This window comes from Faecalibacterium hominis (ex Afrizal et al. 2022), assembly GCF_049545105.1.
GTDB lineage: Bacteria > Bacillota > Clostridia > Oscillospirales > Ruminococcaceae > Faecalibacterium > Faecalibacterium duncaniae.
In genome coordinates this window covers 903,813-917,206 of sequence record NZ_CP186860.1, presented here as the reverse complement: position 1 = coordinate 917,206, position 13,394 = coordinate 903,813, and the positions used below count along the sequence as shown (strand labels likewise).

The following is a 13,394-nucleotide window of genomic DNA, read 5'->3' as shown; positions in this document are numbered from 1 at the left end:
GAGAATTTCCATGCAAGCAATGATCGACGAGCTGGCCAAACAGGCCGCAGAGAGCCTCGGTCAGGTCTCTTCCAAGGAGACGCTGGCCTCGTTCTGGCAGGAATATCTGAGCAAAAACGGCAAGATCCCCGCGCTGATGAAGAATCTGCGCTCTGTCGCGCCCGAAGAGCGCCCCGCCATGGGCAAGATCATCAACGAGCTCAAGCAGAAGGTGCAGGCAGACTACGATGCCGCCGCTGCCAAGGTGAAGGAGGCCGAGCTGGCCGCCCGCAACGCCGCTGAGACCGTGGACATCACCCTGCCCGCCAAGACCCGCACGGTGGGTGGTCTGCACCCCCTGACGCTGGTCACCAACCAGATCATCGACGTGTTCTCCGGCATGGGCTTTGCCGTGGCCGACGCACCTGAGATCGAGGACGACGACCACAACTTCACCCGCCTGAACGTGCCCAAGGATCACCCCGCCCGCGATATGCAGGATACCTTCTACCTGTCCGACGAATTCCTGCTCCGCACCCAGACCTCCGGCGGCCAGATCCGCACCATGGACAGCCAGAAGCCGCCCATCAAGGTGCTGATCCCCGGCCGTGTGTTCCGTTCCGATTCCGATGCCACCCACAGCCCCATGTTCCACCAGATGGAAGGCCTGGTCGTGGATAAGGGCATCACCCTGGGCGACCTGCAGGGCGCACTGAACACCTTTGTGCAGAAGCTGTTCGGCAAGGACACCCGCACCCGCCTGCGTCCCTCTTACTTCCCCTTCACCGAGCCCAGTGTGGAGGTCGATGTCAGCTGCTTTGAGTGCGGCGGCAAGGGCTGCCCCCTGTGCAAGCACACCGGCTGGATCGAAGTTCTGGGCGGCGGTGTTGTCAACCGCAAGGTGCTGGAGAACTGCAACATTGACCCGGATGAGTATTCCGGTTTCGCCTTCGGCATTGGCATCGAGCGCATCGCCATGCTGAAGTACGGCATCAACAACATCGGCCTGATGTTCGAGAACAACCTGCAGTTCCTCAAGCAGTTCCATGAATAAGAGGGGAGAGAACAGACAATGAAAGTACCTTTCAGTTGGTTAAAAGAATTCGTTGATATCGACGTTACCGCTCAGGAGCTGGAGGAGAAGCTGTTCTCCTGCGGCTTTGAGGTGGAAGAGCTGATCCCGCTGGATGCAGGCATCAGCAAGGTGGTCGTTGGCAAGATCGTGGAGATGGAAAAGCAGGAGGGCACCCACCTGACCAAGTGTGTGGTGGACTGCGGTGACTACGGCCACGATATCCGCATCAGCACCGGTGCCGCCAATATGAAGCTGGGCGACTGTGTGCCCGCCGCTCTGGATGGCTCCACCCTGCCCGGCGGCATCAAGATCAAGGCCCGCAAGATGCAGGGCGTGGAGTCCAACGGTATGCTCTGCTCCGGCGAGGAGCTGGGCCTGAACGATGACCTGTTCCCGGGCTCTGAGGTCTATGGCCTGCTCATCCTGCCCGAGGATTCCGTTCCCGGCACCGACATTGCACCCGTTGTCGGCCTGGATGACTATATCTTCGATATCTCCATCACCGCAAACCGCCCTGACTGCCAGTCCGTGCTGGGCATTGCCCGCGAGGTCGCTGCCATTCTGGGCAAGCCCCTGCACATGCCCGCCATGGATTACAAGGCTGTCTGTGAGCCGGATGCTCCCATTACCGTCCAGGTGGAGGCCCCCGACCTGTGCCCCCGTTATATGGCACACTACGTCCGCAACATCCGCATGGGCGAATCTCCCCGCTGGATGAAGCGTCATCTGGCCCTGTGCGGCCTGCGCTCCATCAGCAACGTGGTGGATATCACCAACCACACCCTGCTGGAAATGGGCCAGCCCATGCACGCCTTTGACCTGAACAAGGTCGTCGGCCGCACCATTGATGTGCGCCGTGCCCACGAGGGTGAGAAGATCGTGACCCTCGATGAAAAGGAGTTCACCCTGAACCCCAACAATCTGGTCATCTGCGATGCCGAGAAGCCTGTGGCTCTGGCCGGCATCATGGGCGGTGCCAACTCCGGCATGGATGAGAACACCACCAGCCTGCTGTTCGAGTGCGCCACCTTCGCCCGTGACTGCGTCCGCAAGACCAGCCGTGCCCTGGGCCAGAACAGTGATTCCTCTGCCCGCTATGAAAAGGGTGTGGACCGCAACTCTCCCGAGCTGGGCCTGGCCCGTGCCTTGCACCTGATCCAGGAGCTGGACTGCGGCGATATCACCACCCTCGAGTATGACCTGACCGATGGCCGTCCGCTGGAGCGCAAGCACATCGTGACTACCCCTGCCAAGATCTGCGGTGTGCTGGGCATCACTGTGCCCGAGCAGACCATGATCGATATCCTGCAGCGCCTGGAGTTCACCGTGGATGTGCAGGCCGATGGCAGCTGGGATGTGTCTGCTCCTCTCTACCGTGAGGATGTGGAGAGCTTCCCCGATCTGGCGGAGGAGGTCATCCGTGAGTACGGCTATGACCACATCAACCCCACCTTCCTGAACACCGCCTCTGTCACCAACGGCGGCCTGAACTACGCACAGAAGCAGCAGCTCAAGACCAAGCGCCTGCTGGCTGCACAGGGCTTCTATGAGGCCTCCACCCTGGCCTTCTACTCCAACGCGGAGCTGGATATGCTGCACATCCCTTCAGACGATGCCGCCCGCATGGCCATCCGCATCCTGAACCCCATCAGCGAGAACCTGTCCATCATGCGCACCCTGCTGACCCCGTCCATGCTGAACGTCATCGTGGACAACCTCAAGAAGGGCAATGCCGAGGGCCGCCTGTTCGAGATGGCTCCCGTCTATCTGGCCAAGGAGCTGCCCATCAGCGAGCATCCCCATGAGCGTCAGACCCTCTGCATTGGTGCCTTTGGCCCCGAGGAGGACTTCTTCACCGTCAAGGGTGCAATGGAGGCGCTGGCCGCAGGCTTTGACCTGACCTTCACCTACGAGCGCGAGACCACCCCGTGGCTCCACCCCGGCATCAGCGCCGCTGTCTACTGCAACGGCAAGCGTCTGGGCGTGTTCGGCAAGCTCTCCAACGAGATCAACGGCGAGCTGGAGATCGCAAAGGACCAGAAGGACAGCCAGAACATCTATCTGGGTGAGCTGGACTATGAGGCTCTGATGTCCTGTGTGGACGGTGAGCTGCGCTATAAGCCGCTGAGCCCCTACGCTGCCGTCAAGCGTGACCTGGCCCTTGTCTGCGAGGAAAAGGTCACCTGCGGCGAGATCGAGGACACCATCAAGAAGGCAAGCTCCCTCATCACCGAGGTCAAGCTGTTCGATATCTACCGCGGCGCAAACCTGGGCGAGGGCAAGAAGAGCATGGCCTTCTCCCTGACCCTGTCTGACCCCAGTGCGGAGATCTCCGCTGATCAGGTCGAGCGCACCGTTAAGAAGGTGCTGGGCAACCTGAAGTTCAAGCTGGGCATTGAGATCCGATAAACGGTGATCTATACACAGCACTATGAGTCTCCTCTGGGCGGCATCCTGCTGGCCGCTGATGACACCGGCCTGACCGGCCTCTGGTTCGAAGGGCAGAAATACTTTGCCCGCACCCTGGATGCGGTGCATCAGGAGCAGGAGACCGCTGTGCTCTCCGAGGCCAGACGCTGGCTGGATGTTTATTTCGGCGGGCAGGAGCCGGACTTTACCCCGCCGCTCCATCCCGCTGGCTCTGCCTTTCAGCAGGAGGTGTGGGCGCTGCTGCGCCGCATCCCCTACGGCCAGACCACGACCTATGGTGCACTGGCAAGGCAGCTGGCTGCAGAGCGCGGCCTTTCCCGGATGTCTGCGCAGGCTGTGGGCGGGGCTGTCGGACACAATGTGATCTCTATCATCATTCCCTGCCACCGCGTTGTCGGAACAAACGGCAGCCTGACCGGATATGCAGGCGGCATCGATAAAAAAGCCGCGCTGCTGAGACTGGAAATGAAAATGACGCGGTAAGAAATACGGCAAACGAAAAAATCCGAACCTTTTCCCGATGGGAAGAGGTTCGGATTTTTCTTGTGTGGTGGAGGCGATGGGAGTCGAACCCATGTCCGAAAAGAGTTCAGCGTAGGTGTCTCCGGGTGCAGGCGATCAACAACATTCCCTCCGCGTCACGCCGGTCGCCAGGCTAACGCATTGGTAGCTTCATGAGTTCCTGCCGGTCCGCAAAGCTTAGGTCCGTTCAGGTGCTGTGTCTAAAGGACGCCCCGGCCCCACACGACACAAGAGTGGGCGGAACGCGCAGCACTCAGGCTGCGAGCAACTGATAATTATTGTTGTCAGTTAATTTTTTGGAGGAGTTTAGAGCAGGTCCCCCACTGCTACCCGCTGCCCAGGCCTCGCTCCCCCCGTCGAAACCTTTACGCCCCCATAAAACACACCTTGCGGTGTGGGTGAGCTTTGAAGTTTCCGGGCAGGAATGCTGCCTGAAATCAATAGTAAACGCCGTTGGATTTAACGGCCCGGTCGATGGAGCGCTTGGCATCGCGCTTGGCGGCATCTGCGCGCTTATCATAGAGCTTTTTGCCCTTGCACAGGCCCAGCTCCATTTTGACGCGGCCATGCTTGAAGTAGAGCGAAAGCGGCACAAGGGTGTAGCCCTGCAGCTTGCACTGCTGGTGCAGCCGCCGGATCTCGTTCTTGTGGGCTAGCAGCCGCCGCACCCGCATGGGGTCCTGATTGAAGATGTTGCCGTGGTCGTAGGGAGTGATGTGCATTCCCTTGACCAGCAGCTCGCCGTCCTCAATATCGACCCAGCTGTCTTTCAGGTTCACGCCGCCGGCACGCAGGCTCTTGACCTCGGTGCCTTTCAGCTCAACGCCGGTCTCCAGCGCTTCCAGAACGAAATACTCGTGGCGCGCTTCCCGGTTTGTGGCAATCGTCTTGGTTGCCGGACGCTCTTTGGTCGGTGCCATTCCGCGCGCCTCCTTTCTCTCGCTTTGGTATCGTTACGTTAGTATATCATATTTTTGTGGATTTTCAAGGTCACTTTTTGAAGAAACTGTAAATCTTTCCCGCAAAAAGCGCCTTACAGCTTTTTATAGCCCGACGGTTCGTCCGCTGTACACCGCCGCTCCATCAGGTAGGTGTCCAGCCAGCGGCCGTGGCAGTCCCGGGCAATGCGCTCCCGGCGGCCCACCACGCGGAAGCCGCATTTCAGGTGCAGGCCCCGGGAGGGGGCGTTGTCCTGCAGCACCGTGGACTGCAGCGTCCAGTACCCGGCCTGTTCGGCCTCACGGCAGAGCGCTGTGAGCAGGTGAAAGCCCAGTCCCTTGCCCCGGAATTTCTCCCCGACATAGATGCTCACCTCGGCCACGCCGCGGTAGCACCAGCGGGGGTCTACCCGATGCAGGGCTGCCCAGCCGGCTACGACCCCATCGTCCAGCACCACCAGGCGGCATTCCCGGGTATGGGATGCGTCCCAGGCAGTGTAGGGCGGGCAGTTGGTCTGGAAAGTGGCGTGCTCGGTGGCAATGCCCTCCAGATATATTTTGGACACGGCAGTCCAATCCTCCGGCATCATGGGCCGGACTGTGATCTCACTCATATTCCTATCCTGACCGGAGCCGCAATGCTCCGGTTTCCCCTCATTGCGTGTGCAATATCTTTTTTCAGTATAGCAGAATCTGCCGCAAATCACAATGGAAACCTGTTCACCTCAGGCCGGGCAGAGTGTCCGGAATCTGAATACCCGGCCCCCCGGAAGCGTGGAGATCACAACGCATGGATTTTGCGGACAGATTTGTTTTGACAATACCGGTGGGTGTGATACAATAGAACAAAAACCAACCGGTGTCGCCTGTGCAGCCTCATATTATAGTCCTCTGTACGGGAAAATGCAATCAGGGCGGTGCCGGGGGAAGGAACGGAACATGAAACAGGCAAAACGAATCGTTGCGATGGTGCTGTGTCTGTTGGCACTGCTGGCCCTGCCCGCCGGTGCCGTGATGGAAAAGGGAGAGCCCAACATCACGGCTCAGACCACCATGAAGGAAGTGCGCAGCAACCCGGGCATCAAGAACTCCGGCTTCTACACCTACTCGCAGGATAAGGACTGCCCGCCGGGTCAGGCCCTGTGGGAGATGACCACTGTGGAGGGCTACACCAACGAGTATGTGGCCGAAGGCTGCGCCAAGGGGCTGAATCTGGTCATTGAGAACTACAACAATGGCGTTAAGGTCACCCACTCGTTCTACACGGATGCGGAAAAGGCGGCAGACCGCACCAAAAACAACACCGGCCTGTTCTATTTCCCGGCCAAGACCGAAAATGCCAGGTTTGCGCTGATCCTGGCTGGCAGCGGTGCCAATGAGAGCGCCGAGCTGGAGGAGGGGGCCTGCACGGCCTGGCAGCTGCATGAGCTGGGCTATGCCGCCTTTATTCTGCGGTATCGCGTCTGGACGGATGCTTCCGATGACGCTCCGCTGGAGGACATCGGCCGGGCCATGCAGTACATTGAGGAACACGCTGCGGAGTTTGGCATCCAGCCGGAGCAGTACGCCATCGTGGGATATTCCATGGGCGGCCACCTGACGGGTCTGTTCGGCACGGAATCGGTGGGGTATAAGCATTACAATGTGCCCAAGCCCGCTGCCCTGCTGCTGGGCTACCCCATCAACGATATGACCTATATCAAGCCCATCTACCATGTCATTCAGGATATCGGCGCATACGGCCCCAAATACTATACCCGGAATCTTTCGGATGAGATCACGCCGGACTACCCCGCCACCTACCACTGGCACGGTGTGAACGACACGCTGCTGAAGGAGCTGGTCTATTGGCGGCAGGGACCGCAGCTGGAAGCTGCCCTGCAGGCCAATCACGTCAAGCATGTTTACCGGGTGTTCAACAATGCGCCTCACGTCTGCGGCATCGGCACCGGAACAGATGCCGAGAACTGGCTGGTGGAAGCCACTGCTTTCTGGGAAGAGCAGTGCGCCTGAGAGAAAGGATGAAACAGGATGAAAGATCTGAACGAAGCATTTGTGCATCTGAACGTCGGTCTGCCCGATGATGTGGAGCGGCTGAAGGCCGCAGGCTATTACAAAGAAGCCGTGGCACGGATCGATGAATATCTGGCCGAGGACTGGACGGAGATCCAGAACAGCCCCCGCAGTCAGGGGTTGGAAATGCCGGAGTACGAGCAGCCCGCCAACCCGGTGCCCCACGGCGTGGACGCGCTGCGGGATGCCCTGCTGGTGCAGAAGGAGATCATGCGCCGCCTGCCGCAGGAATACTGCTGGAACGAGGCACAGGCCGTGGCCCGGATGCAGGGCCTTGTGCGGGATTTCACGGTGGAGGAGTTCCGCCAGCTGGTGCATGAGGGCCGGGTGGACTGGCGGTTTGTGGAAGGGGAGAAGCACTACCTTGACCGCTTTGCCGAGACGCTGATCGCCACCCACGCCGACCTTGCCGCCCGTCAGATTGACCCGCCCGCTCCGGCTACGCTGGCACGGGAGCGCCGCCGCCGCATCCATGACCAGATGGAGCGGGAAGGGCAGGCCAGTGCCCGCATCACGCTGAAGACCAGCGTTGGGATGTCGGATGAGGCCTTTGCCGCTGCTCTGGCCAAGGCAAAGGCAGAGGGCCGGGAGAGCGTGCACGTCCGCGCCTGGCTGCCCATCCCGGCGGAATGCCTGGCCCAGAGCGAGATCGAGCTGCAGAGCTTTACCGAGCAGCCGGGCCGCATCGCCGATGCAAACGCTCCCCAGCGCACCGTCTGCTGGGAGGCTGACCTGACCGAAAACCGCCGCTTCGGGGTGCAGTACCGTTACAAGACAACGGCAGTCTATGCTGACCCGCTGGACTTTGTGCCCGCGCCGGAACAGCCGACCTTTGATACGGAGGAGCAGGCCCCGCATATCGTGTTCACGCCCTATCTGCGGGCGCTGGCCGCACAGCTGACCGAAGGGATCACTGACCCGGCGGAAAAGGCAAAGCGCATCTATGATTACGTTACCCTGAACGTGCGGTATCACTATCAGCCCGCCTACTTTGTGCAGGACTGCCTGCCCGACCGCTGCGCACGGAACCGGCGCGGTGACTGCGGCATTATGGCCCTGACCTTCATCACCCTCTGCCGTCTGGTGGGCATTCCGGCCCGCTGGCAGAGCGGCCTGTCGGTGTCGCCCACCGGTGTGGGCTGCCACGACTGGGCCATGTTCTACATTGCCCCCAAGGGCTGGATGTATGCCGACTGCTCGTTTGGTGCCTCCATGGCACGGCAGGGCGAGGAAGAGCTGCGCCGCCACTACTTCGGCAGCCTGGACACCGGGCGCATGGTGGCAAACCGCGCCTTTGAAGCACCCTTTGACCCGCCGATGTGCGGGTTCCGCTCCGACCCCTATGATAACCAGTCGGGCGAGTGCGAGGTGGACGGCGTGGGCCTTTATGGCGATGCGCTGGATACCCGGAAAGAATTGGTCGATTTCGAGGACTTATAATCAATGGAATTTTTAGCTGGATTGTACACCCTGCTGCTGGTCATCATCTGCCTGCTGCTGGCAGTGGTGCTCTGGAAACTGAACAAGCCCCGGAACGGGGGAGACTACGAGGAGCTCAAGCGCTGGATGCAGCAGCAGCTCGATGCACAGGCAAAAGACTTTGCAGCCAGACAGGCGGCAATGGCGGAGCAGAATTACACCGCCATCCGCAGTGTCAGTGAGACGCTGCAGACCTCAGTGCAGAGCATGAGCACCACGCTGGCACAGGGCCAGAGCGGCCAGCAGCAGATCCTGACCCAGCGGCTCCAGAGTCTGGAGGCCGCCAACACCCAGAAGCTGGAAGAGCTGCGCAAGACCCTTGCGGAAAACATGACCGCCCTGCAGGCCGAGAACGCCAAAAAGCTGGATGAGATCCGCCACACTGTGGACGAGCAACTGCAGGATGCCCTGCAGAAGCGGGTGACCGAGAGCTTCAAGGCTGTGAATGACCAGCTGGAACAGGTGTACAAGGGGCTGGGCGAGATGCAGAACCTTGCCGCCGATGTGGGCGGGCTGAAGCAGGTGCTCTCGGGCGTTAAGACTCGCGGCATTCTGGGCGAGATCCAGCTGGGGGCCATTCTGGAAGAGATCCTGGCTCCGGAGCAGTACGAGACCAATGTGGCCACCATTCCGGGCAGCACCCAGCGGGTGGAATATGCCATCAAGATGCCGGGCGCGGACGGCGGCACGGTCTGGCTGCCCATCGACTCCAAATTCCCCGGCGACACCTATGCGCACTTGCAGGATGCCCAGGCCTCCGGCGATGCGCAGGCGGTGGAGAATGCCCGCCATGCGCTGGAGCTGGTGCTGCGGAGCGAGGCAAAGGATATCCGGGAAAAGTATGTGGAGCCGCCCTACACCACGACCTTTGGCATCCTCTTCCTGCCTTTTGAAGGGTTGTACGCCGAGGTGGTGAACGCCGGTCTGCTGGAGGTGCTGCAGCGGGATTATCAGGTGAACATTGCAGGCCCCAGCACCATGGCGGCTCTGCTCAACAGCCTGCAGATGGGCTTCAAGACCCTTGCCATCCAGAAGCGCTCCGGCGAGGTCTGGCAGCTGCTGGGTGCCGTTAAGACGGAGTTCGACAAGTTCGGGCAGGGGCTCTCCAAGATGCAGCAGCGTCTGCGCCAGACCGATGAAGAGCTGGACAACCTCATTGGTGTCCGCAGCCGGGCCATCAGCCGCAAGCTCCGCAGTGTCCAGAGCCTGGATGATGCCAGCGCAGCAGCCCTGCTGGAGCTGGACAACGAGCCCGGCCGGCCGGTGGCAGCAAGACTGCCGGAGGAGCTTGAATAATCTTTAACAATGTGCTATACTAGGAACCGCTATTAGTATTATGCTGCCACTTTTCCGGCACAGCAATATGGATAGAGAGGATGTCTGTTATGAGCGTGAAAAAGATCAGCGAAGCCATTCTGGGCGTGGGTGTGGACGATACCACCATTGACCTGTTCGAGAGCCAGTACCCGGTGCCCACCGGCGTGAGCTACAATTCCTATGTCATTCTGGACGAAAAGACCGCCATTCTGGATACGGTGGACAACCGTGCCACGGAGCCCTGGCTTGCCAACCTGACCGAGGCACTGGCCGGACGCAAGCCGGATTATCTGGTGGTCAGCCACATGGAGCCTGACCACGGTGCCAACATCGCCAGACTGGCCGCCCTCTACCCGGAAATGCAGGTGGTGGGCAACGCCAAAACTTTCCTGTATATGGATCAGTTCTTTGGGGCGGATGCCGTTGCCAAGGAGCGCCGCGTGGTGGTGAAGGACGGCGAGAGCCTGAGCCTGGGCACCCACACCCTGACCTTTGTGCTTGCCCCCATGGTGCATTGGCCTGAGGTCATGGTGAGCTATGAGAGCAGTGAAAAGGTGCTCTTCTCTGCAGACGGCTTTGGCCGGTTTGGTGCAGTGGCCAGGTTTGACGAAAACGCCGACTGGGCCAGCGAGGCCCGCCGCTACTACCTGAACATCGTGGGCAAGTACGGCCCGCAGGTGCAGGCTCTGCTGAAAAAGGCCGCCGCGCTGGATATCGCCACCATCTGCCCCCTGCACGGCCCCGTGCTGACCGGCGATCTGAGCAAGTACCTGAACTACTATGACCTGTGGTCCAGCTACAAGGCTGAGGAGCCGGAGAAGATCCTGGTGGCCAGCGCTTCCATCCACGGCCACACCAAAGCCGCCGCCCACACCATGGCTGAGAAGCTGCGCGCCAAGGGTGCCAAGGTGGTGGAGATGGATCTGACCCGCACCGATGTCTCCTATGCCGTCACTGAGGCCTTCCGCTGTGGCCGGATCGTGCTGGCCTGTGCCACCTACGATGGCTTCCTCTTCCCGCCGATGGAGAATCTGCTGGCACACCTCAAGACCAAGAACTTCCAGGGCCGCACCGTTGGCCTGATGGAGAACGGCACCTGGGCCCCCATGGCTGCAAAGCTGATGCGTGCCGAGCTGGACGGCATGAAGAACATCACCGTCTGTGATGCCGTTGTGACCATCCGCTCTGCCGCCAATGCTGCCGCTGAGGCACAGATGGATGTGCTGGCTGATGAGCTGCTGGCAAAGTAACGAATCGACCCCATAAAAACGAACGAACGCCTGCCGTGTGAGAAAAGCCCGGCAGGCGTTCGTTTTGTCTATGCGGGAGGTATAGCAGAGTAGCATCTTCGCACGGGGGGTAGGCGGCAAAGTCTTTTTTGTGTGGAGTTCGCCTTTCTTTGTCAGAACAAATCGTACTGCTTCATAGTTTCAGCTTTTCGGGAATCATGCTTCTCGTAGTAGCCGATCAGGGTACCGTCCTCGTCCCGCAGGTCTGCCATGATGTTGCTCCTTCTTTATTCTTATCCAGTGCGTCGAACTGTTTGACGATCTGGGGGTCCTTCAGCTTGATGACCTTGCCGGTGAGGTAGTGCAGGGTGTTCTCCTCCGGGATATCCAGGAAGCTGATGCGGACGGCGCAGAGAGCCTGCGTCCGGGTGCCGGTGCGCTCGTTCATCTTGCGGTTGCCGTATTTGATATCTCCCAGCACCGGCTTGCCCAGATAGGCCAGATGCGCGCGGATCTGGTGGGTGCGGCCCGTGACCAGGCCGATCTTGCACAGCGCAAAGGGCCCGGCGGTGCGCAGCACGTCCACATCGGTGATGATCTGCTTGCGGCGCTCATCCTGAGATTGGTGGGCGTGGATGCTGACCTTGTTGTTCTTCTCGTCGTGCTCCCACCAGGCCGTGAATCGCCCACTCTGGGGGATGCCCACGGTGATGGTATAGTATTCCTTTTTGAGCAGATCGGTGCGGATGATCTCGTTCATGTCCCGCAGGGCGGCGTAGCTCTTGGCAGCGATGACAAGGCCCTCGGTGCCACGGTCCAGCCGGTTGCAGATGCCGGGCTTGAAGCGATTCTCGCCGCCCGCATCGTACTCGCCCTTCTGGGCCAGATACTGGGTGAATGCGTCCACAAGGTTGGCATCGCCGGTGCGATCGCTGTGGCAGAGCAGGTGGGTGGGCTTGTACAGCACGGCAATGTTCTCGTCCTCATAGATGACGGTCACCTTGGGCTGGTTCTGCTGCTTTTTGGGGGCGGGCTTGCGGGCCGCAGGCTTTGCGCCCTCGGGCGGGAAGAATTCATCGTTGATGTACAGCTCAATGAGGTCGCCCGCCTTGAGCCGATCCTCGGGTGCGCCCTTTTTGCCGTTGACCTTGACCCGCTTGTTGCGGAAGCTCTTGTACAGCAGGCTGGTGGGGAGATCGCGCGTCACGCTCTGGACAAAGCGGGAAAGCCGCACGCCCTCGTCGTTTGCGGTGGCAGTAAATTGTTTCATAAGATCGTTCCTTTTGTTGGATGAAAGACAAGCCCTCTCCGTCTTTGCTTCGCAAATCCACCTCTCCCAAAGGGAGAGGCAATGCATCTCCCGGGTTCAGTACATGCTGACCGAGAGCCACAAGGGGCTCTCCCTTTGGGAGAGCTGGCAAAGCCGTAGGCTTTGACTGAGAGGGCATATTGATTCATAAAAAGCCTTTTCTCTATAATAAACCACCCTTTCTTTGAAGTCAACGCAGAATATTTCCTGTGCCCCCTTGTGTTTTGCTGAAAAAACGGTACTATTAAGGTAATAACGCAAAAGGAGAACGACCATGGCGAAGGAAAGCAGCCAGCATAAGGGGCACCGCCAGCGGATGCGCGCCCGGGTAGAGCAGTACGGACTGGAAAGTCTGGAACCCCACGAAGCGCTGGAATATGTCCTTTACATCACCAACACCCGCAAGGACACCAACGGCCTTGCCCATGTCCTCATGGACCGGTTCGGAGACTTTGCCGGGGTGCTGGATGCCTCCGAGGAGGATCTGCTGACGGTGGAGGGCGTAGGCCCCTCCACCGCCCGGATGCTGCATCTTTTGCCGCAGGTCGGCAGATACTATACCCAGTGTGCGGTCAACGGAAAAAAATGCATGACGACCACCGACCAGCTGGTCGAATACCTGATGGCACAGTTTGCCGGGACTGTGCAGGAACGCGCCCTGCTGACTGCGCTGGATGGCCGCAGCCGCATCAAGGGGCTGTTCTGGCTGCGGGACGGCACCAGCGACCGGGTGAGTCTGGAGATCAAGGATGTGGTGGCGGCAGCCCTCAAGGGCGGTACCGACAGTGTGGTGCTCTGCCATAACCACCCCAACGGCGTGGCCCTGCCCTCACGGGAGGATCTGATGGCCACCGAGAATATCGTCCGGGCGCTGGGGCTGGTCAAGGTGCATCTGCGGGATCACATCATCCTGACCGAGAGCGAATATTTCTCCATGCGGGAGGCCAACCGCCTGCCGTTCTACGATTTCCAGACCGGGGAGATGCTCAGGCCGTATTGATATTATAAAATAATTGTGTTATAATCAACATAAAAAGCACAAC

The 13,394-nt window shown here is 59.9% G+C and carries 11 protein-coding genes and 1 other RNA gene; 8 read left to right on the top strand and 4 right to left on the bottom strand.

Annotation, left to right across the window (positions count from 1 at the left end; genetic code table 11):
* The first annotated feature begins 10 nt into the window (after positions 1–10).
* Genes pheS through ACKXGA_RS04400 form a run of 3 tightly spaced genes read left to right on the top strand, consistent with a single transcriptional unit; the run spans position 11 to position 3,967 of the window.
* Positions 11–1,033 (top strand): phenylalanine--tRNA ligase subunit alpha, encoded by a 1,023-nt coding sequence (pheS, locus tag ACKXGA_RS04410; RefSeq protein ID WP_005930972.1) that lies wholly within the window; start codon positions 11–13, stop codon positions 1,031–1,033.
* A gap of 18 nt (positions 1,034–1,051) precedes the next feature.
* On the top strand, positions 1,052–3,463 hold the full coding sequence (pheT, locus tag ACKXGA_RS04405) for a phenylalanine--tRNA ligase subunit beta (protein WP_423730174.1): 2,412 nt from the start codon (positions 1,052–1,054) through the stop codon (positions 3,461–3,463).
* 3 nt (positions 3,464–3,466) lie between these two features.
* Positions 3,467–3,967: a methylated-DNA--[protein]-cysteine S-methyltransferase gene (locus tag ACKXGA_RS04400; protein WP_423730173.1), complete on the top strand. Its 501-nt coding sequence runs from the start codon at positions 3,467–3,469 to the stop codon at positions 3,965–3,967.
* A 65-nt stretch (positions 3,968–4,032) separates the two neighbouring features.
* Here ACKXGA_RS04400 and ssrA read toward each other — a convergent pair.
* From ssrA to ACKXGA_RS04385, 3 genes are all read right to left on the bottom strand, one after another.
* Positions 4,033–4,381, bottom strand: a transfer-messenger RNA (tmRNA) gene (gene ssrA / locus ACKXGA_RS04395).
* A gap of 62 nt (positions 4,382–4,443) precedes the next feature.
* A complete protein-coding gene (smpB, locus tag ACKXGA_RS04390; RefSeq protein ID WP_005930963.1) occupies positions 4,444–4,926 on the bottom strand; it encodes an SsrA-binding protein SmpB in 483 nt (160 codons plus the stop codon).
* A 113-nt stretch (positions 4,927–5,039) separates the two neighbouring features.
* Positions 5,040–5,558 (bottom strand): GNAT family N-acetyltransferase, encoded by a 519-nt coding sequence (locus tag ACKXGA_RS04385; protein WP_423730172.1) that lies wholly within the window; start codon positions 5,556–5,558, stop codon positions 5,040–5,042.
* A gap of 325 nt (positions 5,559–5,883) precedes the next feature.
* Between ACKXGA_RS04385 and ACKXGA_RS04380 the strand changes: the two genes are divergently transcribed.
* The 4 genes from ACKXGA_RS04380 (at position 5,884) to ACKXGA_RS04365 (ending at position 11,063) form a co-directional block, all read left to right on the top strand.
* The gene (locus tag ACKXGA_RS04380; protein WP_423730171.1) at positions 5,884–6,957 is read left to right on the top strand and encodes an alpha/beta hydrolase; all 1,074 of its coding nucleotides are present in this window, start codon (positions 5,884–5,886) and stop codon (positions 6,955–6,957) included.
* 18 nt (positions 6,958–6,975) lie between these two features.
* Positions 6,976–8,457: a transglutaminase-like domain-containing protein gene (locus tag ACKXGA_RS04375; protein WP_423730170.1), complete on the top strand. Its 1,482-nt coding sequence runs from the start codon at positions 6,976–6,978 to the stop codon at positions 8,455–8,457.
* Between the two features lie 3 nt (positions 8,458–8,460).
* Positions 8,461–9,792 carry a DNA recombination protein RmuC gene (rmuC, locus tag ACKXGA_RS04370; RefSeq protein WP_207685119.1) on the top strand — a complete coding sequence of 444 codons (1,332 nt, stop codon included), beginning with the start codon at positions 8,461–8,463 and terminating at the stop codon, positions 9,790–9,792.
* Positions 9,793–9,881: 89 nt separating this feature from the next.
* Positions 9,882–11,063, top strand: a complete 1,182-nt coding sequence (locus ACKXGA_RS04365) for an FprA family A-type flavoprotein (protein WP_117504750.1) — start codon at positions 9,882–9,884, stop codon at positions 11,061–11,063.
* 217 nt (positions 11,064–11,280) lie between these two features.
* Here ACKXGA_RS04365 and ACKXGA_RS04360 read toward each other — a convergent pair whose 3' ends face one another.
* Complete coding sequence (locus ACKXGA_RS04360; protein ID WP_423730169.1) at positions 11,281–12,312, bottom strand: RluA family pseudouridine synthase; 1,032 nt, start codon at positions 12,310–12,312, stop codon at positions 11,281–11,283.
* A gap of 313 nt (positions 12,313–12,625) precedes the next feature.
* Between ACKXGA_RS04360 and ACKXGA_RS04355 the strand changes: the two genes are divergently transcribed.
* Positions 12,626–13,351 (top strand): JAB domain-containing protein, encoded by a 726-nt coding sequence (locus ACKXGA_RS04355; protein WP_423730168.1) that lies wholly within the window; start codon positions 12,626–12,628, stop codon positions 13,349–13,351.
* Positions 13,352–13,394: the final 43 nt, after the last annotated feature.

Coding starts and splice junctions, on each gene's coding strand:
- pheS (WP_005930972.1), top strand. CDS start 11: ATGCAAGCAATGATCGACGAGCTGGCCAAACAGGCCGCAGAGAGCCTC.
- pheT (WP_423730174.1), top strand. CDS start 1,052: ATGAAAGTACCTTTCAGTTGGTTAAAAGAATTCGTTGATATCGACGTT.
- smpB (WP_005930963.1), bottom strand. CDS start 4,926: ATGGCACCGACCAAAGAGCGTCCGGCAACCAAGACGATTGCCACAAAC.
- ACKXGA_RS04385 (WP_423730172.1), bottom strand. CDS start 5,558: ATGAGTGAGATCACAGTCCGGCCCATGATGCCGGAGGATTGGACTGCC.
- ACKXGA_RS04380 (WP_423730171.1), top strand. CDS start 5,884: ATGAAACAGGCAAAACGAATCGTTGCGATGGTGCTGTGTCTGTTGGCA.
- ACKXGA_RS04375 (WP_423730170.1), top strand. CDS start 6,976: ATGAAAGATCTGAACGAAGCATTTGTGCATCTGAACGTCGGTCTGCCC.
- rmuC (WP_207685119.1), top strand. CDS start 8,461: ATGGAATTTTTAGCTGGATTGTACACCCTGCTGCTGGTCATCATCTGC.
- ACKXGA_RS04365 (WP_117504750.1), top strand. CDS start 9,882: ATGAGCGTGAAAAAGATCAGCGAAGCCATTCTGGGCGTGGGTGTGGAC.
- ACKXGA_RS04360 (WP_423730169.1), bottom strand. CDS start 12,312: ATGAAACAATTTACTGCCACCGCAAACGACGAGGGCGTGCGGCTTTCC.
- ACKXGA_RS04355 (WP_423730168.1), top strand. CDS start 12,626: ATGGCGAAGGAAAGCAGCCAGCATAAGGGGCACCGCCAGCGGATGCGC.